Genomic DNA, 20,134 nt, shown 5'->3' with positions numbered 1-20,134 from the left:
ATGAAGCTGCCGTCTTGGCTTCGAAAAACGCTTGTTGCCGCCATTACCGTCTGCACGTTTGGACTCGTCACACCGCCCGCTTCGCTGCTCGCGGCCAAAGAGCCGCCGTCAGATGACGCCCCGTCTCCCGATTGGAAGCATTCCCAAGCAGACCATGCGGCAGAAGCTGTTTCTGTTTCGTTAACTCGTGAACAGTTTATCGAAGAGACGATGGAAAAGGCAGTGGCGCAGTCGTACGAAAAGTTTGGCCGCAAAATCGCCCCGGTTATTGAAGATGAATTTCGCACCGTCATCTTGCCGCGCATCGAAGAGGTGATTGCCGGGCTGGCTGAACGCTGTCCGGAAGAAGAGCTCCGTTATTTGGCCGTATCGGAAAATCCGTCCGGCGGGCAAGGGGAACGCATTTTCCATATTTACCGCGCCGATACGGCAGAAGATGTCATTCGCTTCCACGTCCGCCGCGAACATCCGCCGCAGGACGGGTACTGGTTTCAATTTCACTATCATACTTGCGATGATGGCTTTCAAGCTCACTATGAACTCGGGAAAATCTACTGGTCCAAAAATACGCCGCCGAATTGGCGCACATAAACCGCTTGCGGTTCTTTCCTGATTTTGCGCGTTTTTCCCTGCTTCGTTCTATGATATCATTTTCATAGAATAAAAGAAGCGGGGGAATACCATGAAACGATTGTGGACTAGTTTGTTGGCAGCGCTGTTCGCGATTCCGCTTCTATCGCTTTCGCCGTACCCGGCCGCCCACGGCGTGCTGCTTCAAGAAAGCGGCCTTGATCTTCGGGACATTCCGTCCCGTGACGTGCTCGGCCGCATTGTGATCGTGCCCGAGACAGCGTTTCCCGCTGCGGAGGCGAACAAGACCATTCAGACGCTTGCCCGCATAGATCGCAGCATTTTAGAGCAGGCGGCTGCTCATCATATTTACATTCAGCTGTTGACAGGCCCTATTACGAATGAACCGACAGCTCGCCACTTGCGTGGGAAAACCCCGCGCGGCTATGCGCCGGGATCCAAAACATGGGATGACGTGCCGGGCATCGGCGGGTCGCATTTGGTGCTCGTCCGTCTCGGCCATAGCGAAAAAGGGAAAGGACACGGCTCGGTCAATTTGGAGCTGCATGAGTTTGCTCATTCGCTCGATTACATCGTATTTGACCGCATTCATGAAACGGACGAATTTCAAGCGATTTGGCGGGAGGAGGCGCCGCGGCTTTTTCCTGGCGAATCTTATTTTTTGACCTATCCAGAAGAGTATTTTGCCGAGTCGTTTGCCTATTATTACGCAAGTGAAGAGACGCGGCACACGCTGCGGGCGGTAGCGCCGAACACATACGCATTCATCCGTGGATTGGCGGAGTGGGCCTCGTAAAAGGCTCGTTTTTTTTATCTTAATTAGGCGAGAAGACTCCCACTTCAACGAAGCGAAGCGGAGTAAGTGGGAGATGAATCGCCTTAACTATATTTTGCTGAAAATAGGATAGATTCAGTAAAATATAGTATAATATAGTTAAATGGGAGGTGAAAAAATGTATTTTTGTATCAAACAACAGCTAAATGGTTTGACCAAAGAAGAATACTTGACTCTTCGAGAACTGTGCCATATTGCCAAGAACATGTACAACGTCGGATTGTACAATGTCAGACAATACTATTTTAAACACAAGGAATTTCTTAATTATGAGAAAAACTATCATCTTGCAAAAACTAACGAAAACTATAAGCTGTTAAACAGCAACATGGTACAGCAAATTTTAAAAAAGGTCAATGAAGCCTTTAAATCTTTCTTTGGTTTGATCAGTCTTGCCAAACAAGGAAAATATGACCACAAGGCTATCAGTATTCCAAAATATCTTAAAAAAGATGGCTTTCATTCACTGATCATTGGCCAGATTCGTATAGACGGCAACAAATTCACGATACCGTATTCTCGCCTATTTAAAAAGACTCACAAGCCTATCACGATAACGATTCCGCCTGTGTTACTGGACAAAAAGATTAAGCAGATTGAAATCATTCCTAAGCATCATGCCAGGTTCTTTGAGATTCAGTACAAATATGAAATGCCTGAAGATCAAAGAGAATTAAATGACCAAAAAGCACTGGCAATTGATTTAGGATTAAACAATGTTGCCACTTGTGTCACATCAGACGGCAGATCATTCATCATTGATGGGCGGAGATTAAAAAGTATAAATCAATGGTTTAACAAAGAAAATGCCAGACTTCAAAGCATAAAAGATAAGCAAAAAATCAAAGGCACCACTCGTAAACAGGCTTTGCTTGCTATGAATCGCAATAATAAAGTGAATGATTATATCAACAAGACTTGCCGTTACATCATTAACTACTGTATTGAAAATCAAATTGGCAAACTTGTCATTGGCTATGCGGAAACATGGCAACGCAATATTAATCTAGGAAAAAAGACAAATCAAAACTTTGTCAATATTCCTCTCGGTAACATAAAAGAAAAACTAGAATATCTTTGTGAATTTTACGGCATTGAATTCTTGAAACAGGAAGAATCCTATACGTCTCAAGCCAGCTTTTTTGACGGCGATGAGATTCCTGAATATAATGCCGACAATCCAAAAGAATATAAGTTCAGCGGCAAACGTATTAAGCGCGGCTTGTATCGAACAAAGTCTGGCAAACTAATTAATGCTGATGTCAATGGCGCATTAAACATCTTAAAGAAAAGTAAAGCTGTAGACCTGAGTGTCTTATGCTCTAGCGGCGAAGTGGACACGCCTCAAAGAATAAGGATTGCTTGAAGCAGTCAAACTTCTTTGGAAGCCCCCACTTCAAATTTTCGCTAGAAAATTAAGTGGGGGTAGTTCACGGACAAGTGGTTCACCATGCGTTGCTTTATGGTATGATAGAGCGTGAGGTGAGGACATTGCGGCAATATTTACAGCTTTTGGAGGATATTTTGGAAAACGGCGTCGAAAAAGAAGACCGAACGGGCGTCGGCACGCTGTCGGTGTTCGGCCGCCAGCTCCGCTTCAACTTACAAGATGGATTTCCGCTCGTGACAACGAAAAAATTGCATATCCGCTCCATCATTTATGAACTGCTTTGGTTTTTAAAAGGCGATACGAACGTCCGCTATTTGCAGGAGAATGGCGTGACGATTTGGGACGAGTGGGCGGACGAAAACGGCGATCTCGGCCCGATTTACGGCGCGCAATGGCGCTCGTGGAAGGGAGCAGACGGGAAAACCATCGACCAGATCGCATGGGTTGTCGAAGAGATCAAACGAAATCCGCATTCACGCCGACTGCTGGTGAGCGCTTGGAATGTAGCGGAATTGGACGAGATGAAGCTGCCGCCGTGCCATTACGCCTTCCAGTTTTACGTCGCCAACGGCCGGTTGTCATGCATGTGGCAGCAGCGCTCCGTTGATACGTTTTTAGGGTTGCCGTTTAACATCGCGAGCTACGCGTTGTTGACGCATATGATCGCCCAGCAGTGCGACCTCGATGTCGGCGAACTCATTTTCACCGGCGGCGACGTCCATTTGTACAAAAATCATCTGGAACAAGCGAAACTGCAGCTGACGCGCGAGCCGCGCCCGCTGCCGAAGCTCGTGATCAAACGGAAGCCGCCGTCTATCTTTGACTATGAATACGACGACTTTGAAATCGTCGGCTACGATCCGCATCCGGCGATTAAAGCGCCGGTGGCGGTGTGAAGGGGAGAGCGCGATGATGTCGCACATTGTGGCGATGGATGAAAACCGGGTGATCGGCAAAGACAACGGTTTGCCTTGGCATTTGCCGGCTGATTTGGCGTATTTCAAACGGGTGACGATGGGGCATGCCATCGTGATGGGGCGAAAAACGTTTGAGGCGATCGGCCGGCCGCTTCCCGGCCGGGAAAACATCGTCGTCACGCGCAACCGTTCGTTTCGCCCGGAAGGCTGCCTTGTGCTTCACTCGCTCGACGAGGTGAAACAGTGGGCCGCCGGCCGCAACGATGAAGAGGTGTTTATCATCGGAGGAGCGGAACTGTTTCAGGCGACGATGCCGCTTGCCGACCGACTGTATGTGACGAAAATTTTCGCCTCGTTCCCTGGCGATACGTTTTATCCGCCGATTTCCGAGCAAGAGTGGGAGATCGTTTCATATACGCAAGGAACGATCGATGAAAAAAACCGATACGATCACGCCTTTCTCATTTATGAGCGAAAAACAGGGCGCGCTTAGCTTTTGGCTGGGCGCGTCTTTTTGCATAGAAGCGGGGCGAACAAGGAACGATAACAAGTAAGACCCAACAATGGAAATGGAGGAAGACAAATGAAGCATATCGTTCCTTTTATCGTCAAGCTCGCCGCTTGGAGCGTCGTCTTATTTTCCATGTTTACGATCTTCAACGTCCCGCTTTCGTTGATTTCGCTCATGACGGTCATCACGGCGCTCGTGTCTTACGTCATCGGCGATGTGTTCATCTTGCCGCGCGTCGGCCATTTTGTTGCTGCCGCACTTGACGTGCCGCTTTCCTTTTTGTTGATTTGGCCGTCCAGCTTTGCCCTCATTGCCCCGTCCGTCAACGTGGCATACGGCGCATTTTTCAGCGCCTTGGCGATCGGGGCGGTTGAAGCGTTTTTCCACTTGTATATGGAAAGCCATGTTCTCGAAGAGGCAAGGAGGGAAGAAGAGCACCGCTGGTATGATGAAGGAAGATGGGCAACGGAATTTGCCGAGGAAGAAGAGTTTAAAAAAGAGGACGACCGGACATAGCGCCGGTCGTTTTTTCGGTCCGCTTGCGCATGAACGAGCCGTTCGCTATGCCTGTATTGGCCGAGTGGAAGAGGTTTCTAGAAGCTCATCCGATGACGTCAAGCTAGGACCTCGGAAGCGTCCGGTAAAGCGGGATTATCGCGATGATCGTGAGCCAGCCCCTCTTCACTCAAAAACTTTTCGAAAATTCCCTTTTCTTTTTACGAATTTGTGATATAATCTACAAATCAAAGACAACTTAGAAAAGAAAGGGAACGAGAACATGGAACAACAGCTGAAACGAAAGCAAGGGGCAGTATACGTCGAGGACATTTTGATCGCGTATCATACGTTGAAGGATGTTGTGTTCCATACGCCGCTGCAAAAAAATCCGCTGTTATCCGAGCGCTACGAATGCAATGTCTACTTAAAGCGCGAGGATTTGCAAGTCGTGCGTTCGTTTAAGCTGCGCGGGGCGTACAACAGGATGAAGCATTTAACGGATGAGGAGCGGAGAAACGGGGTGGTATGCGCCAGTGCCGGCAACCATGCCCAAGGGGTGGCCTATTCATGCCGAGCGCTTGGCGTGCATGGGAAAATTTATATGCCGGCGACGACGCCGCGGCAAAAAGTGTCGCAAGTGCAGCTGTTTGGCAAAGACATGGTTGAGATCGTGCTTGTCGGCGACACGTTTGACGATTCCTACAACGAAGCGGTGAAGTGCGCCGAGGCGGAAGGGCGGACGTTCATCCATCCGTTTGATGACGAATACGTCATCGCCGGACAGGGGACGATTGGCGTCGAGGTGCTCAACGACTGCGATGAGCCGATTGACTTTTTGTTTGCCAGCATCGGGGGCGGCGGATTGATGGCTGGGCTGGGGACGTATGTGAAAAGCATTTCCCCGTTCACTAAAGTGATTGGCGTCGAACCGGCCGGCGCCCCATCGATGAAAACGGCGCTCGAGCATGGACGTGTCGTCACGCTTGAGGAGATTGACAAGTTCGTGGACGGCGCCGCCGTCAAAACGGTCGGGGAAAAAACGTTCGCCTTATGCCGCGGAGTGCTTGATGACATCGTCGTCGTTCCAGAAGGGAAAGTGTGCACGACGATTTTGGAGCTGTACAACGAAAACGCCATCGTCGCCGAGCCGGCTGGGGCGCTGCCGATCGCCGCGCTCGAGTTTTACAAGGAACAAATCCGAGGCAAGACGGTCGTTTGCGTGGTGAGCGGCGGCAACAACGACATCGACCGGATGCAGGAAATCAAAGAGCGCTCGATGATTTACGAAGGGCTGCAGCACTATTTCATCGTCAACTTCCCGCAGCGGGCCGGGGCGCTGCGCGAGTTTTTGGATGAAGTGCTTGGGCCGACGGATGACATCACCCGGTTTGAATACACGAAGAAAAACAACAAAGAAAGCGGACCGGCGCTTGTGGGCATCGAGCTGAAACGGCGCGAAGACTACGCACCGCTCATCGAGCGGATGAAGAAAAAAGGTTTCCCGTTCCAAGAGGTCAACAAAGACCCGAACTTGTTCCATCTATTGATTTGACGAAAAAAGTCGGAACAAATTCGCCGCATTTCGACAAACTTTTTCACCGGATTGGTGTATAATAAAAGTAAATCGGTGAAAAAGAGGATTGATATTTTGCTATTCAAAAGCCTCGAGTTTCAAAACGTGTATGGGCAGAAGGTCAAGATTATCGAAATCCCAGTATTGGAGGAAGAGAACACATACCGATTCATGATCCAACTGCGCTTGGAGGCGTTTATTGCAAAGGTGTACCGATCGAGAACGAGCCGTTCTGTGTATTCGTTCCGCGAACATTTGAAGAAAGTGCTGAAATGGCCTGTATATGAACAGATCTTTAAAGAAACGGCGTTAAAGCATAATGCATGACTGTTGTTGTTTTGCCCTTGGCGGCAAAACAACTTTTTTTTTGGTGGGATTTTCGCCGGTTTCATTATATAATGGAAACGAGATCATCAGTATTAGGAGTGAACGAATGAAATCAATCAAAATTGTAACTGACTCAACGGTCGATGTGCCGGCGGCGGTGCTTGCCGAGCACGGCGTTGAAGTCGTTCCGCTTCATTTGACAGTGGATGGGGAGGCGTTTATCGACCGGGTGACGATCACACCAGGGCAGTTTATGGCGAAGATGAAGGCAGCGCGTGAACTGCCGAAAAGCTCGCAACCGTCGATCGGTGAGTTTCTAGCTGTCTATGACCGGCTCGGGGCGGACGGAAGCGAGATCATATCGATCCATATGGCCGGCGAGCTGAGCGGCACGGTCCGTTCGGCTGAGCATGCGGCCGCTTTGACAGAGGCAGCGGTCACCGTCGTGGATTCACAATTTATTTCCTGTGCGTTGGGGTTTCAAGTGCTCGAAGCAGCACGTTTGGCCAAGGCGGGCAGAAGCGTCGCCGATATCATCCGGCGGCTTGACGAAATACGCCGTTGCACGCGGCTGTATGTTGTGCTTGATACGCTTGAGCATTTGATGAAAGGCGGCCGCATAGGCCGCGGCAAAGCGCTCGTCGGCTCGTTGCTGCGCATCAAGCCGATCGCTGCGCTTGTTGACGGGCTGTATACACCGGTGTCGAACGTGCGCAGCTTTTCGCAAGCCATCGCCGATTTAGCGGGCCGGTTGGTTGAGGAGAAGGCGGAAGCGCCGGTGCGCGCGGTCGCCATTGCCCATGCCGATGCTCCTCGGTGGGCGGAGCGGCTCAAGGAAGCGGTGACAGACATCATCGGCTATTCGCCGATTGACATCGTTGAAACAACGCCGGTCATTTCCATTCACACCGGTCCCGGGGCGCTGGCGCTCATGTACTACGCCGAGGAAGCGCCGCTTGATGAATAAACGCCGTTATTGGCGGCATCAACATATTTTGGTCGAAAAGGAAGGACCTATCGATGTGGAAACGAATCGCACTTTTTCTCGTTGTTCTTTTGCTGGCGGCGTGCGGAAAAACAATTCCGGATGCCAAAAACTGGCCGGTCGCTGACTTTACGTTTGTCGATCAGACCGGCAAGCCGTTTGGACTTCGCGATCTGAAAGGAAAAGTGTGGGTCGCCGATTTTATTTTTACCAATTGCGAAACGGTGTGTCCGCCGATGACCGCCCACATGGCCAAACTGAAAGAGAAGGCGGAAGAAAAGGGGCTCGATGTTGAATTTGTTTCGTTCAGTGTCGACCCGGAAGTTGACACGCCGGAAAAACTTGCGGCTTATGCGAAGCAATTTACAGATGATCTAGCAAACTGGCATTTGCTGACTGGATACAGCCCGGCCGAGATCAGCGAGTTGGCGCAAAAAAGCTTTAAAATGATCGTGCAAAAGCCGGCCAATGACGACCAAGTCGTGCATGGCACCAGTTTTTATTTGGTCGGACCAGACGGAAAAGTGGTTCAGACGTACAGCGGCGTGCAAGATGTGCCATACGAAACAATTTTAGAGCATATCAAAATCGTGCAGTCGTCGCAATGAGGCAAAAACGGCTACCGCCTTTTTGCCTTCTTTTCGTCTTTCCCCTTGTTGCAGCAAAAGGCAGGTGTCAAACAATGAGACGGTGGGGATGGTTGTTGTGCTGCTGGCTGCTCGCCGGATGCGTGGCGCTTTCGGCGGGCGGAAAGCCGGAGCGCCCGCATGAAGCCGCCGTCAAGCAGACGGAAGCAAAGCCGTTGCCGAAAGACATTCACCTCGTCGCGTTAGGCGATTCATTGACCGAAGGAGTCGGAGACGGTGAAAGGAAAGGCGGCTATGTCGGCCGCCTTGTCCCGCTTTTGGCGGCGGAGGATGGGGTGCGGACGGTGACCGTCACGAATGCCGGAAAGCGCGGCCGGCGCATCACCGAACTTGAACCGGTTATTCGCGCCCATCAGGCGGAGCTTGAGCGGGCTCATATCGTCATGATCACGATCGGTGGCAATGACGTGATGAATGTCGTCCGCGCTCATTTTTTTGACTTATCATACGAGCGGTTTGCGAACGAGAGCCAACGATTTGCCGAGCGGCTCGATCATTTGTTGATGTTGTTGCGCACGATCAACCCGGATGCGGTCGTTGTCCTGATCGGCTTGTACAATCCGTTTTCCGCCACGTTGCCGAACATCCCGGAAATCGATGATGTCATCGCCGAATGGAACCGCACAAGCCAAGCAGTGGTTTCCCGCTATCCGCGCACGATCTTTGTGGATATTCAAGACATGTTTGCCAACCGCGATGATTTGCTTCACCGCGATGAATTTCACCCGAACGCCGAGGGATATGCGCAAATGGCAGTGCGGGTGTATGAGTCGCTCGATGCGCGAAAAGAGTGGTGGGCGAACTGATGGAAACGAAATGAAGCAGCATAAGGAGTATGTTGGAATGAATTGGAAACGATCGTTTTTCGTTTTGGCGGCTGTGAATGCTGTTGTGCTCATTCTTGCCGCTGTTTGGCTGCTGCAGCCGTCTCCGCCGGTGAAACGGCCGGAGCGCCTGGATGTGGAAGGGGCTTCGTTTACGGTGTACTCCAAAAAAGCGCACTTGAACGCTGTCATTAACGATTATTTGGCGGAAAAAACGAAAGACCATCCGCTTCGCTATGACGTTTGGCTCGCCGACCGCGTTTACGTCTCGAGTGAAATTCCGATCTTTGGGCGCAACGTCGAGCTCGTCGTCTCGTTTGTGCCGAAAGTCGTGAAAGGCGGGAACGTCGAACTTGTCGAACCGGTCATTTCGCTCGGCGACTGGAAGCTGCCGGTGACGTACGTGCTTCGCTACTTGCAAAAGCATGCGCCGCTGCCGGATGAAGTCATCATCGATCCGGGACGGGCCCGCATTTATGTGGCGCTCCATGAGATTCGTTTTGGCAACGGGTATCAAGTAGCGGCGAAAAAAATCGATTTGGCGGCCGATGAAATCGTATTTACCTTAACGATCCCGACAAACCGTCCGCGGTAAAAACGTTGACGTCAACGTTTCCGTGCAACATCGTGAATCTTGTCGGCGTCTATTTGGAAGAAAAAGGGTGTCTCAAAGGCAATGAGACACCTTTTTTTGGCCGTTCCAGCCTCGTGCGGCCCCGCCGTTAGATCAGGCGCAGCCCTTTCGGATAAAAGTTTTTCACCGTCCCTTTGACTTCTTTTCCCCAGCCGAATGGAAACCCGTCGACCGTCACAAGCAGCCAGCCGCGGTCGCCGCCAGTGGAAAGCGTCTCGCCGCGCCAATATTGGACGATTTCGCGGCTTGCGCTCGATAGGTCAAGCACATGTTTCGCTTCCTCTGTCCGCAGCGCCAAGGCAAGGGCATGGTTCGGCTCAAACCGCTCCTTTTTGGCCTCGCCAAGATGAAGGCCAGCGCGCACCACTTTCAAGCCGGACAAATCCGGGCATCGGTCCGGGAGCATGGCCAAATGGCTGCCAAACGAGAGGATTGTTCCGTGCTGCACGGTTTGCAACGATTGCTGTTCAAATTGGCGGTACAATCGGACGGCCGCTTTTGGCGCGTTCGCTTTCGCCCACCGCCCGCTCCAAGGTGGAGTCGGCCGCTGTTTTTGCAGCTTGGCGACAAAATGTCCTTCCCCTTTGAGGCGATGCGGCCAAAGGCGGGCGGCGTGGACGAGATCGGATCGATTGGTTTTCGTCCATTCCGGCCGTCCCGGCTCGATGCCACCGATTTTCGCAATCGGCAGCAACCGCAAATCATCGTACGTCTCGAGCAGCCATTCTATCGTTTGCTCGTTTTCCTCCGGAGAGAACGTGCATGTTGAATAGACAAGAATGCCGCCTTCTTTCAGCATCGCATAGGCGCTTTCTAAAATGCGCCGCTGCCTTGCCGCACATTCTTCCACATAGGCCGGGCTCCAAAACGAGGCGGCCTCTTCTTCTTTCCGGAACATGCCCTCCCCCGAGCACGGAGCGTCCACTAAAATTTTGTCAAAAAAGCCCGGAAACCGCTCGGCAAGCGTTTCGGGAGCTTCATTGACGACGATGGTGTTCGTCAAGCCGAACCGTTCGACGTTCTCTGCAAGCGCTTTGACCCGTTTCGGGTGGATTTCGTTGGCGACAAGCAGCCCTCTGTTTTTCATCATCGCGCCAAGCTGGGTCGTTTTCCCGCCAGGGGCGGCGCACAAGTCAAGCACCGTATCCCCCGGCTCAGGCTGCAGCGCCTCGGCGGCCGCCATCGCGCTCGGTTCTTGAATGTAATACAGGCCGGCCGCATGGTACGGATGCTTTCCCGGCTGTTCGTCCGGTTCATAATAAAACCCGGTCGGGCAAAACGGCACCGGGGAAAGGGAAAAGGGCGCCGTTTTGACCCATGCGCCCGGGTCGGTTTTCAACGGATTGACGCGCAAGCCGTTGATTTTTTCGTTTTCATACACAGCGAAAAACTCGTCTGCTTCTTCATCAAGCAGCTTCTTCATTTTCGCGACAAATGCTTCCGGCAATCTCAACGCAGCAAATCTCCTTTCTCCGTCCGTTGTCATGAGGCTTTGCCTGACCATTTCACTTTTGGCTCCGTTTTGTTCAAGATGCGCTTGATGTTGGCGCGATGACGATAAAAGATAAACGAAGCCAGCAACAACACTGCCACCGTCAATGGAATGTCGTCCGTGAAAAAGACGGTGTACACGACCGCGTACAGCGCCGCGGCCATCGATGACAGCGAGACGTAGCGTGAAACAGCCAAGACGACAAGAAACACGGCGATGAGCGACAAAAAGAACAACGGCGAATAAAACAGCATCACCCCGCCCGATGTCGCCACCGCCTTGCCACCGCGGAACTTGGCGAACACCGGATACATATGGCCGACGACTGCCACCGCTCCGGCCAAAAGCGGATGCACGGGGACGGAAAAAAACATCGGCAAGCTCGCCGCCAGCGTTCCTTTCAACATATCCCCGACAATGACGATCGTGCCCGCTTTCGCCCCAAGCACGCGGAACGTGTTCGTTCCCCCGAGATTGCCGCTTCCATGTTCGCGGATGTCGATCCCGTAGCCGATTTTCCCGACAAGAAGGCCAAACGGAATCGAGCCGAGAAGATAAGAAAGAAGCAAAATGAGTGCGGTCATCGAATCAAACACCCTTTACTCAACAAGTTTGTGCATGTTTCTATTTTATCATGCGCCGGTTAAAACGGTAGACTGGAAATGAAGAAAAGCGGTTGTTTTGCATTTCCACATGATAACCGGTAAACTGAAAAGCAGGCAGGGACGGACGAGTTCATTCGTCCCGCAGCAAACGCAGAGAAGAGAGGAGCGGCTGTGATGAAAACGACCGTCACGTGGAACGGAAACATGTCATTCAGCGGCCAAAGCGCTTCCGGCGTCACCATTCCGATCGACGCCGCGAAAGACGTTGGCGGCAACGATTCCGGCGCCCGGCCGATGGAACTGTTGCTTCACGCCTTGGCCGGCTGCACCGGCATTGACATCGTTTTGATCTTGCGGAAAATGCGGCTTGACGTCCGCGCGTTTTCGATGGAAGTCGAAGGAACGCGCGCCGATGACCACCCGAAGCGGTTTACCGACATTCATATTCATTATGCGCTCGAAGGCGACTTGCCGGAAGACAAAGTCGCCCGTGCCATTCGGTTGTCAAAAGAAAAATATTGTTCCGTTTCCCATTCGTTAAATGCCGCCATTACAGCGAGCTATTCGATCAACGGCGTGCGCGGGAAGGAGACGATCTAACCAAAGAAAAGAACGTGGCGTTCATGTTTGTTTCGCGTGGCATAGCACGGAATGGCAAAACGATGAAAAAGGTGTTCCGATCGTTGGCGGAACACCTTTTTTGTGTTCGAACGAATAACGGCGATCAGTCGTTTGGATAGACGCCTTGCCGTCCCGCTTTTCTTCGCGTTCGGACGGGCTGATTATTTGGCTGCCTATTTGAAACAGCGGGAGGCGGAGGTGTCCCCAAAAGACTCGGGACACCTTTTCTTTACTCCTAACGGGCGGGCTTGCAGCCGCTTGTGCTTGGACGATCGAAAAAAGATCGTTCAAGAAAGGTTTTCCGTAGATCAAGATGCTTTTTGCTCGAACAGCTTGATGATCTCCACGATCACTTCGGCCGATTTCACCATTGTATCGGCGGAAATGTATTCGTAGCGGCCGTGGAAGTTTTCGCCGCCGGCAAAAAGGTTCGGCGTCGGCAGCCCCATGTAGGAGAGCTGCGACCCGTCTGTGCCGCCGCGGATCGGTTTCACTTTCGGTTCAATGCCCAAGTTCGTCATCGCTTCGTGGGCGATGTCCACAATGTGGCGCACCGGCTCGATTTTTTCGCGCATGTTGTAATATTGGTCGTTGATTTCGAGTGTGATTCGGTCGTTTCCATATTTTTGTGCAAGCGAAGCGGCGATCTCGTTCATTTTCGCTTTGCGAGCCTCGAACTGTTCACGGTCGAAGTCGCGGATAATGTAGTGAAGTTTCGTCTCCTCTACACTCCCTTGGAATGAAAGCAAATGGTAAAACCCTTCGTATCCTTCGGTATGTTCCGGCGCCTCATCGGCTGGCAGTTGCTGTTGGAACTCCATGGCGATTTTGATTGAGTTGATCATTTTTCCTTTTGCCGTGCCTGGGTGGACGTTTTTTCCTTTGATCGTCATTTTTGCTTCCGCGGCGTTAAAGCTTTCGTATTCCAATTCGCCAAGCGGCCCGCCGTCGACCGTATAGGCAAATTGGGCGCCGAATTTGGCAACGTCAAATTTGTGCGGTCCGCGGCCGATTTCCTCATCCGGGGTAAAGGCGACGCGCACTTTGCCGTGCTTGATCTCCGGGTGTTGGATGAGATAGTTCATCGCGGTCATAATTTCGGCGATTCCGGCTTTATCATCGGCGCCAAGCAGCGTCGTCCCATCGGTTGTAATCAGTGTATGCCCTTTGTAGCCGGCGAGCTCCGGGAAATCGTTTGGCGACAAGATGATGCCTTGTTCTTTGTTCAACACGATGTCGCCACCGTCGTACTGTTCGATGATTTGCGGGTTGACGTTGGCTCCCGTAAACTCCGGAGCGGTGTCCATATGAGCCAAAAAGCCGATCACGGGCACGTTTTTGTCCGTATTGGCCGGCAGCGTCGCCATGACGTAGCCGTTTTCGTCGACTGTGACGTCTTCCATGCCGATCGACTTCAGCTCTTCGACGAGCATTCTCGCCAGCTCCCATTGCCCTTGAGTCGACGGGCATGTGCTGCTTTCTGGATCGGACTGGGTATTCACTTTGGCGTAGCGGATGAAGCGTTCGATCAATTCTTGTTTCATTTGTTCATCTCCTTTTTATGTATGAGTGTTGGGTGAATGCGTGAATCGCTTCTCCAATGCAGCGGAGCGGTTCCGTGTTTATTTTATCATATGCGATCTCCAACAGGGAAAGAGGGAGCGCCATGCGGTGCACGAGTTTTCCGCGGCCGGCGAGGCGGTTGGGATTTCGAAAGCGAAGGAATTGGGCGTCAAACCATTGGCGATGAGGCGATTTTGGCCGAGAAGCGGACGGTGGCGGAGCTCGAAGGGGCGTTCGTTTGCCCGGAAGGAGCGGCGGCGTTTGCGGCGGTCCGAAAATTGCGCGAGAGCGGCTGGATTCGCGACGGGGAGACGGTCGTCGTGCTCAACACGGGGACGGGATTGAAATACGCCGATTTGGTTCAAGTCGCCCCACCGGTGCTTGAACCGGGAGATTCTCTTTCGATGCGGGAATAATCAAGCTGTGAGCAAAAAACATAGACAAATTGAAAACAGTATTGTATGCTAAACTCATCAGAATAATTAAAAATGAAAAACGATTCATCTTCGGGGCAGGGTGAAATTCCCGACCGGCGGTGATGAGGCGCTTCGCCTCTCAGCCCGCGAGCCGCAAGGCAGGATCCGGTGCAAGTCCGGAGCCGACAGTATAGTCTGGATGGGAGAAGATGAAGGTTTGCCGGCGTTCGTTTTGGCGCATGCGAACGTCTAGTTGCGCACACCCTTTTTCTCCCTTAAGCCTTGTTCGGTTTAAGGGAGTTTTTGTTGGCGCTCGCAGCTGCAGCCTTCTTCTTGTGAGGATGAATCACGAGAAGGGGAGGAGAACAAGCGTCAACTACCCCCACTTCGCTAACGCTTGAAGTGGGGGCTTGCAACTCCCCAGAAGTGCAAACGGACTTCGTCCTCCTTCCTTGACTTGGGGTTGCATCAGGGGGCAGGTTGACGACTACCCAACGACGCAGGTCATGCCTGCATCGTTACCGATTCTCTCGGTGTGTCTGTTGGCAGTACTTGGCTTCCACACACAACAGACGGACCTACGCTCGATGTTTTACGGTTACAACGTTTCCTGTAACCAACTCCATACATCGAGTAGCCGTGATTGGAGTGCCTTTATTGAACGGTTTTCTCCACGCCTTTATTATATCATACACAAAAGAAAGGGGGGGACGCGCATTCCTCTCCCACTTACTCCCTTTGGTCGTTGAAGTGGGAGTCTCCTGCGCGAAATAGGATGAAACGCATTTCCATCCGCGCCTTTGTCAGCATCGGAGTGTTGGGCGCCATGGCGCATGTGCTCATGATGCTCAACTTTCCGCTGCCGCCGTTTCCGAACTTTTTGCTTGTTGACTTCAGCGACATCCCGGCGCTCATCGCCGCCTTGTTGTACGGCCCGCTCGCCGGTGTGGCGGTCGAACTATTGAAAAACGTGCTGAACTACGTGTTCGTCGGCAGCGCGACCGGCGTTCCGGTCGGCCAGATCGCCAACTTCACTGCCGGGGTGGCGTTCCTTTTGCCGGTTTCCTATATTTATCGGAAATCCGCATCGAAAAAAGGCTTGCTGCTGGGGCTGGCGGCGGGAACATTGACGATGGCGCTCGTCATGAGCGTGCTCAACTACTACGTCTTTTTGCCGGCGTATACGCTTTTCCTCGGCGCTCCGCAGATGAGCGCACCGGAAGCGAAGGCGTTGGTGGTATCGGCGATTTTGCCGTTTAACGCCGTCAAAGGAGCGATGGCGGCCATCGTATTTCAGCTTCTCTTTTGGCGTCTTCGTGCTTGGCTTGACAAACAGGCGGCATCTCGCCAAGCCGCTTGAGAAACAAAAAGCGAGGGTTTTTCCCTCGCTTTTTTGCGTTTGTCAAAAGCGAATCCGCGGCACCCACTCGGCAAACCGTTCTTCTTTAAACGGATTGGCGGTCATCGAATAGCCGCGCTCCTCCCAATAGCCCGGCTCATCTTCTTTCATAAAGCGGATGCCGGACGCCCATTTCGCCCCTTTCCATAAATAAAATGTCGCCGGCGGGATGAACCGGAGCGGATAGCCGTGCTTCGGCGAGATGTCCTGCCAGTCGTGATGCTTGTCTTTCCATCGATAAACAAACAAGGCATCGTCGCCCATCAGCGCGTCAAGCGGCAAGTTTGCCGAATAGCCGAAACGGTCGCCGTTTAAGTAGCCGTAAATTTTCACATATTTCACGTCGGGATCGAGATCGACGAAGCGCAAAAACTCGCGGAAAGCGATGCCTTCAAACGTCGTATCAAATTTCGACCACGTCGTCACGCAGTGCATATCCACGGTCGAAATCGTCTTCGGCAGCCGCATCACTTCCTGATACGACAGCGTCACTTCCTCTTTCACATTGCCGAACAATCGGAAATTCCACGCCGCTTCATCGAATTCGTACACATCGCCTTCATGCAAAATCGGCCATTTTTCCGTTTCGAATTGGCCGGGAGGAAGTTGTTTGGTCATGGGGAGGCACTCCTTTTTCTGCTAAATTTCTCTTAATCATTCATGATACAAAATAGGGAAAGGGGATGCAATAAAAAGGGGCTCGGTTCAGTTGCTGCGGCGGCATTGTTGAGAGAGGACAAATTCCCCCAAATATTGATTGATTTTCGATTTTTCTTAATTATATAATAAAAATGATGAAATTGGAATAATTGTTCTGAAATACGGAACAACCGAAAGAAAGGGGGAAGAAAAAGCTAGTGAAGAAATTAAGGAAGCGAGATGAATGAACCACAATGTCAATACGATGTTTGGAGAGGAGAAGAGAAATATGGTGCTCATTGGCGTGTTGATCGTCATCATCGGCTTCATTGTTCGCATTAATCCGCTTCTTGTCGTGACAGCGGCTGGATTGGCGACAGGACTGCTCGCTCATCAATCGCTGTATGACATTAATGAACAGTTTGGAACGGCGTTTACGACCAACCGGTATATGGCGGTGTTTATTGCTACATTACCCGTCATCGGCCTTTTGGAACGCTTTGGGCTGCGGGAACAGGCGGAGAGTGTCGTGGCGAAAATCAAGGCGGCGACAACAGGGAGAATCTTGATGGTCTATTTAACCGGGAAGCGGCAGCCGCGGCTGGGCTTACTTCCATCGGCGGCCATGCTCAAATGGTTCGTCCGCTCGTCGCTCCTATGGCAGAAGGAGCGGCGGATTTGCGTGCAAGTGCCGACAGCGTTGATTCTGTTGGCGTTCAACATCGCTGCAATGTATGTGATTACACTCATAATTTATAAATTTCATCATCAAAAAGGGATGGAGATGCGATGAAAAAAGTGCTCGTGACCGGATTTGATCCGTTTGGAGGAGAAACGGTGAATCCGTCGCTGGAGGCGGTCAAGCAAGCAGCCGGATGGAAAACGGATCGGTATATCGTTGAAGTTCGGGAGCTTCCAACCGTATTTGGCAAATCATTAGTCATCTTGCATGACGCAATCATGCAAGTGGACCCCGATGTGGTAATTTGCGTCGGACAGGCAGGAGGGAGAGCGGATATTTCTGTTGAAAGAGTGGCGGTGAACATCAATGATGCCCGCATTCCCGACAACGAAGGCCAGCAGCCGATTGACGAACCTGTTGTTCCAAGCGGGCCTGTCGGCTATTGGTCAACCTTGCCGGTCAAAGCGATTGTCGAGGCGTTGAGGCGTCACGGCATACCAGCCTCTGTCTCTTATACAGCGGGATCGTTCGTCTGCAACCATGTGTTTTATGGATTGATGCATTACATCACCCAATCGAAGAAGCCCATTCGCGGCGGATTTATCCATATTCCGTATTTGCCGGAACAAGCCGCCCGGCATCCCGGGCAGCCCAGCATGGCATTAGAAACGATCGTGGAAGGGCTGCGTCTTGCCATTGACGTAGCGGTCGAACGTGAAGAAGATATCCAAGCGGTTGGCGGGCACATTTGTTAAGGAGGTTTCCGTTTATGGCGATCATAGAGAAAATCAGTTCTTTTGCAGGAAAATGGAAGTCGGAATGCAAAACTCCGGATTGGGCGTGGCGATCGCCACAGCCAATTTCTCACCCTTGGCGGCTGTTCCAAGCGCCATTTTCAGCGTGTGGCACAACATATCTGGATCGATCCTCGCGGCGATTTTCAGCCGGATGAATGAGGAGGATCATCATAGGATCGGATTAAAGGAAAAATCAAGGGCGAAGAAGAAGAAAAGAAGATCGTCAACAGCGGCTTTGTAAGAGAGGGCCGCTGTTTTTTGTATATTTCTACTGTAATAGAAAAGTTCTTCATCACATTGTCTAGATATTTTAAGTAGGTGTACGTAGAGAAAGAGTGAAAAATGCGAATAAAGAGAGAGACTAAGAAGGATGCAGCCACCTTCATAAAATCACTACCCCCTTCGTCGATAGGAATAATTTTCTTCTCATTGCACATCGTATCCAATAGAAACTTGGAAATAGGAGCGTTATGCCGATGGTCGAACAACGAGAACGATGGTTTTTCCTTTTGGCGCTTGGCGTCATCGCCCTTTACGTGTCCCCGCTCTTTCTCCTTGGCGAAAACGCCCATATTCGCGTCCACGATAATTTGGATTCCAATATCGCTTGGTATAAGGTGCTCTCCGAAAGTGGAAAAATCACCGGGCCGCTTGACGCGAACATTCCGCAAATTGCTAACGGCCAGTTGTCAAGAAACGCCTTCGGCTCGGAGCTGACCGGCATCGTCTGGCTGCACGCGTTATTTCCGACGATGACTGCGTATGCGCTCAGCCAAACGATCACAAGGGTTGTGGCGTTTTTGGGTATGTATTTGCTGTTAAAGACGCATTTTTTAACTGATCCACGCTGGATGGCCGTCCGCATCGGCGTGGCGCTCGCATTTGCGCTGACACTGTTTTGGCCGTCGGGGATGTTAAGCACGATGGGCATGCCGCTTGCGCTTTGGGCGTTTTTGAGCATCCGAAAAGGCGAGGGGAAGTGGAAGCATTACGCCGCGCTTACGCTTCTCCCGTTTTATTCCAATTTTGTGCTCGGGTTCTTTTTCTTTCTTGCCGCCATGGGTGTTCTCTGGCTCGCTGATGTGCTGCGCGGTAAGGGGTGGAACATCCGCTTTTTGACTTCCATCGCTTACATGACGCTGTTGTATTTGCTTGTCGAGTACCGGCTTGTCTACTCGTTTTTATGGGAAGACGAGCCGACAAGCCGGGATGAGTACTTCCATGCCCGCCTGACGTTTTGGCATTGCGTCCGCTTGACGTGGAAAAACTTTCTCCTCGGGCACCATCATGTCATGACCGAGCATACGTTTTTTATTTTGCCAAGCTGGTTGGTGGCGTTGCATCTCGTTTTCGTGAAAAAACGGTGGAAGCAAGAACGGCTATTCCTTTTCCTATTCGGACTGAATTTCGTCCTGTCGGCGTGGTATGCCTTTTGGTTTTATAAAGGGTGGCTGCCGCTTACGGAGCGGTTCCATTTTTTAGACACGTTTAACTTTGCCCGCTTTCATTTTTTGCGCCCGATGATCATTTATGTGCAGTTTGCGCTGGCGTTGAAAATCATGTGGCAATATAGCGAAAACGGGAGAAGGTGGGCGAAGCGGCTGCTAGCGGCTCAAGTGATCTTCGTGTTTTTGATTAACGAAGAAATCGTCTTCCGCTACGAGCCGACGGTGAAGCAATTTTACGCGGAAAAACAGTTCCAAGAAATCAAAGAATACATCGGGCTTCCCGTAGCCGATTACCGCGTCGTCAGCATCGGCATTCACCCCGCCATCGCGCAATACAACGGGTTTTATACGCTCGATACGTACAACAACTTTTATCCGCTGTCATATAAATACGAGTTCCGCAAAATCATTGAACGTGAACTGGAAAAAAGCAAAACGATCCGCACATATTTTGACGAATGGGGCGGGCGATGCTATATTTTTACAGCGGAACTTGGGAAACGGTACATGTTCACAAAACATTCGAAAAAGCGGCTGAAGAACTTGCAGCTGAATACAGAACAGTTGAAAAAATGGGCGGCCGCTATATTTTCTCGGCGGTTCCGATCGATAACGCGGCGGAAAATGGACTCGTGTTGGACCGTGTATTCACGTCCGATGAGTCGGCGTGGACGATTTACTTGTACAAGGTGAAATAAAAACAGCGGCTCCCTTTTGAAAGGGGGAACCGCTGTTTTCTT

Annotated in this window: 19 protein-coding genes, 4 pseudogenes and 1 riboswitch; of the genes and pseudogenes, 19 read left to right on the top strand and 4 right to left on the bottom strand. The window is 51.4% G+C overall.

All coding sequences use genetic code 11. The features are described 5' to 3' along the window. The 12 genes from QSJ10_RS07805 to QSJ10_RS07750 all read left to right on the top strand — a co-directional run bounded on the left by QSJ10_RS07805 (position 1) and on the right by QSJ10_RS07750 (position 9,693). Entirely contained in the window at positions 1-591 is a 591-nt protein-coding gene (locus QSJ10_RS07805; RefSeq protein ID WP_033014071.1) for a YpjP family protein, read from the top strand. 91 nt (positions 592-682) lie between these two features. Then, positions 683-1,387, top strand: a complete 705-nt coding sequence (locus QSJ10_RS07800; RefSeq protein ID WP_053532307.1) for an anthrax toxin lethal factor-related metalloendopeptidase — start codon at positions 683-685, stop codon at positions 1,385-1,387. Positions 1,388-1,544: 157 nt separating this feature from the next. Further along, a complete protein-coding gene (locus QSJ10_RS07795; protein ID WP_289492944.1) occupies positions 1,545-2,792 on the top strand; it encodes an RNA-guided endonuclease InsQ/TnpB family protein in 1,248 nt (415 codons plus the stop codon). A gap of 125 nt (positions 2,793-2,917) precedes the next feature. Then, positions 2,918-3,712 (top strand): thymidylate synthase, encoded by a 795-nt coding sequence (gene thyA / locus QSJ10_RS07790; protein WP_033014075.1) that lies wholly within the window; start codon positions 2,918-2,920, stop codon positions 3,710-3,712. A gap of 13 nt (positions 3,713-3,725) precedes the next feature. Next, positions 3,726-4,226 carry a dihydrofolate reductase gene (locus tag QSJ10_RS07785; RefSeq protein WP_033010007.1) on the top strand — a complete coding sequence of 167 codons (501 nt, stop codon included), beginning with the start codon at positions 3,726-3,728 and terminating at the stop codon, positions 4,224-4,226. A 90-nt stretch (positions 4,227-4,316) separates the two neighbouring features. Continuing rightward, positions 4,317-4,760 (top strand): YndM family protein, encoded by a 444-nt coding sequence (locus QSJ10_RS07780; RefSeq protein ID WP_033014076.1) that lies wholly within the window; start codon positions 4,317-4,319, stop codon positions 4,758-4,760. A gap of 262 nt (positions 4,761-5,022) precedes the next feature. Further along, positions 5,023-6,294: a threonine ammonia-lyase IlvA gene (gene ilvA / locus QSJ10_RS07775; RefSeq protein WP_033014077.1), complete on the top strand. Its 1,272-nt coding sequence runs from the start codon at positions 5,023-5,025 to the stop codon at positions 6,292-6,294. Between the two features lie 96 nt (positions 6,295-6,390). After that, positions 6,391-6,642 (top strand): YpmP family protein, encoded by a 252-nt coding sequence (locus QSJ10_RS07770; protein ID WP_033014079.1) that lies wholly within the window; start codon positions 6,391-6,393, stop codon positions 6,640-6,642. A 106-nt stretch (positions 6,643-6,748) separates the two neighbouring features. Then, entirely contained in the window at positions 6,749-7,609 is an 861-nt protein-coding gene (locus QSJ10_RS07765) for a DegV family protein (protein ID WP_053532656.1), read from the top strand. 53 nt (positions 7,610-7,662) lie between these two features. Further along, a complete protein-coding gene (locus QSJ10_RS07760; RefSeq protein ID WP_049624106.1) occupies positions 7,663-8,235 on the top strand; it encodes an SCO family protein in 573 nt (190 codons plus the stop codon). Positions 8,236-8,309: 74 nt separating this feature from the next. Continuing rightward, positions 8,310-9,080: an SGNH/GDSL hydrolase family protein gene (locus QSJ10_RS07755; protein WP_033014083.1), complete on the top strand. Its 771-nt coding sequence runs from the start codon at positions 8,310-8,312 to the stop codon at positions 9,078-9,080. 37 nt (positions 9,081-9,117) lie between these two features. Then, complete coding sequence (locus tag QSJ10_RS07750) at positions 9,118-9,693, top strand: YpmS family protein (RefSeq protein ID WP_033014084.1); 576 nt, start codon at positions 9,118-9,120, stop codon at positions 9,691-9,693. Positions 9,694-9,820: 127 nt separating this feature from the next. On the opposite strand, the gene QSJ10_RS07745 is transcribed toward QSJ10_RS07750, so the two are convergent. Both QSJ10_RS07745 and plsY read right to left on the bottom strand, forming a co-directional pair. After that, positions 9,821-11,185 (bottom strand): RsmF rRNA methyltransferase first C-terminal domain-containing protein, encoded by a 1,365-nt coding sequence (locus tag QSJ10_RS07745; protein ID WP_033014088.1) that lies wholly within the window; start codon positions 11,183-11,185, stop codon positions 9,821-9,823. A gap of 29 nt (positions 11,186-11,214) precedes the next feature. Further along, positions 11,215-11,808 (bottom strand): glycerol-3-phosphate 1-O-acyltransferase PlsY, encoded by a 594-nt coding sequence (gene plsY, locus QSJ10_RS07740; RefSeq protein WP_053532657.1) that lies wholly within the window; start codon positions 11,806-11,808, stop codon positions 11,215-11,217. A gap of 195 nt (positions 11,809-12,003) precedes the next feature. Here plsY and QSJ10_RS07735 point away from each other — a divergent pair, with 195 nt between their 5' ends. Continuing rightward, positions 12,004-12,429 (top strand): OsmC family protein, encoded by a 426-nt coding sequence (locus QSJ10_RS07735; protein ID WP_033009997.1) that lies wholly within the window; start codon positions 12,004-12,006, stop codon positions 12,427-12,429. Positions 12,430-12,758: 329 nt separating this feature from the next. On the opposite strand, the gene pepT is transcribed toward QSJ10_RS07735, so the two are convergent. Then, a complete protein-coding gene (pepT, locus tag QSJ10_RS07730; protein ID WP_033009995.1) occupies positions 12,759-13,994 on the bottom strand; it encodes a peptidase T in 1,236 nt (411 codons plus the stop codon). 195 nt (positions 13,995-14,189) lie between these two features. Here pepT and QSJ10_RS07725 point away from each other — a divergent pair. Then, positions 14,190-14,429 (top strand): annotated as a pseudogene (locus QSJ10_RS07725) (threonine synthase); the annotation flags it as partial. Positions 14,430-14,511: 82 nt separating this feature from the next. Beyond that, positions 14,512-14,644: riboswitch (FMN riboswitch) on the top strand. Positions 14,645-15,204: 560 nt separating this feature from the next. Further along, positions 15,205-15,789 (top strand): ECF transporter S component, encoded by a 585-nt coding sequence (locus QSJ10_RS07720; protein ID WP_053532826.1) that lies wholly within the window; start codon positions 15,205-15,207, stop codon positions 15,787-15,789. Positions 15,790-15,831: 42 nt separating this feature from the next. Here QSJ10_RS07720 and QSJ10_RS07715 read toward each other — a convergent pair whose 3' ends face one another. Continuing rightward, a complete protein-coding gene (locus QSJ10_RS07715; RefSeq protein WP_033014096.1) occupies positions 15,832-16,446 on the bottom strand; it encodes a sulfite oxidase-like oxidoreductase in 615 nt (204 codons plus the stop codon). A gap of 310 nt (positions 16,447-16,756) precedes the next feature. Between QSJ10_RS07715 and QSJ10_RS15570 the strand changes: the two are divergent. The 4 genes and pseudogenes from QSJ10_RS15570 to QSJ10_RS07690 all read left to right on the top strand — a co-directional run. Next, positions 16,757-17,184, top strand: a pseudogene (locus QSJ10_RS15570) (5-oxoproline transporter, DUF969 family subunit); the annotation flags it as partial. 72 nt (positions 17,185-17,256) lie between these two features. Continuing rightward, a complete protein-coding gene (pcp, locus tag QSJ10_RS07700) occupies positions 17,257-17,904 on the top strand; it encodes a pyroglutamyl-peptidase I (protein WP_033014097.1) in 648 nt (215 codons plus the stop codon). A gap of 52 nt (positions 17,905-17,956) precedes the next feature. Further along, positions 17,957-18,187: pseudogene (locus QSJ10_RS07695) on the top strand (hypothetical protein); the annotation flags it as partial. A gap of 229 nt (positions 18,188-18,416) precedes the next feature. Further along, a pseudogene (locus QSJ10_RS07690) lies at positions 18,417-20,092 on the top strand (DUF6044 family protein). The last annotated feature ends 42 nt before the right edge of the window (positions 20,093-20,134 follow it).

The organism is Geobacillus stearothermophilus ATCC 12980 (genome assembly GCF_030369615.1).
Lineage (GTDB): Bacteria > Bacillota > Bacilli > Bacillales > Anoxybacillaceae > Geobacillus > Geobacillus stearothermophilus.
This window is presented reverse-complemented; position numbering and strand designations above follow the sequence as displayed.

Excerpts from the sequence above, each read along its gene's own strand:
- QSJ10_RS07805 (WP_033014071.1), top strand. The coding sequence starts at position 1 with ATGAAGCTGCCGTCTTGGCTTCGAAAAACGCTTGTTGCCGCCATTACC.
- QSJ10_RS07800 (WP_053532307.1), top strand. The coding sequence starts at position 683 with ATGAAACGATTGTGGACTAGTTTGTTGGCAGCGCTGTTCGCGATTCCG.
- QSJ10_RS07795 (WP_289492944.1), top strand. The coding sequence starts at position 1,545 with ATGTATTTTTGTATCAAACAACAGCTAAATGGTTTGACCAAAGAAGAA.
- QSJ10_RS07785 (WP_033010007.1), top strand. The coding sequence starts at position 3,726 with ATGATGTCGCACATTGTGGCGATGGATGAAAACCGGGTGATCGGCAAA.
- QSJ10_RS07780 (WP_033014076.1), top strand. The coding sequence starts at position 4,317 with ATGAAGCATATCGTTCCTTTTATCGTCAAGCTCGCCGCTTGGAGCGTC.
- ilvA (WP_033014077.1), top strand. The coding sequence starts at position 5,023 with ATGGAACAACAGCTGAAACGAAAGCAAGGGGCAGTATACGTCGAGGAC.
- QSJ10_RS07765 (WP_053532656.1), top strand. The coding sequence starts at position 6,749 with ATGAAATCAATCAAAATTGTAACTGACTCAACGGTCGATGTGCCGGCG.
- QSJ10_RS07760 (WP_049624106.1), top strand. The coding sequence starts at position 7,663 with ATGTGGAAACGAATCGCACTTTTTCTCGTTGTTCTTTTGCTGGCGGCG.
- QSJ10_RS07755 (WP_033014083.1), top strand. The coding sequence starts at position 8,310 with ATGAGACGGTGGGGATGGTTGTTGTGCTGCTGGCTGCTCGCCGGATGC.
- QSJ10_RS07750 (WP_033014084.1), top strand. The coding sequence starts at position 9,118 with ATGAATTGGAAACGATCGTTTTTCGTTTTGGCGGCTGTGAATGCTGTT.
- plsY (WP_053532657.1), bottom strand. The coding sequence starts at position 11,808 with ATGACCGCACTCATTTTGCTTCTTTCTTATCTTCTCGGCTCGATTCCG.
- QSJ10_RS07735 (WP_033009997.1), top strand. The coding sequence starts at position 12,004 with ATGAAAACGACCGTCACGTGGAACGGAAACATGTCATTCAGCGGCCAA.
- pepT (WP_033009995.1), bottom strand. The coding sequence starts at position 13,994 with ATGAAACAAGAATTGATCGAACGCTTCATCCGCTACGCCAAAGTGAAT.
- QSJ10_RS07720 (WP_053532826.1), top strand. The coding sequence starts at position 15,205 with ATGAAACGCATTTCCATCCGCGCCTTTGTCAGCATCGGAGTGTTGGGC.
- QSJ10_RS07715 (WP_033014096.1), bottom strand. The coding sequence starts at position 16,446 with ATGACCAAACAACTTCCTCCCGGCCAATTCGAAACGGAAAAATGGCCG.
- pcp (WP_033014097.1), top strand. The coding sequence starts at position 17,257 with ATGAAAAAAGTGCTCGTGACCGGATTTGATCCGTTTGGAGGAGAAACG.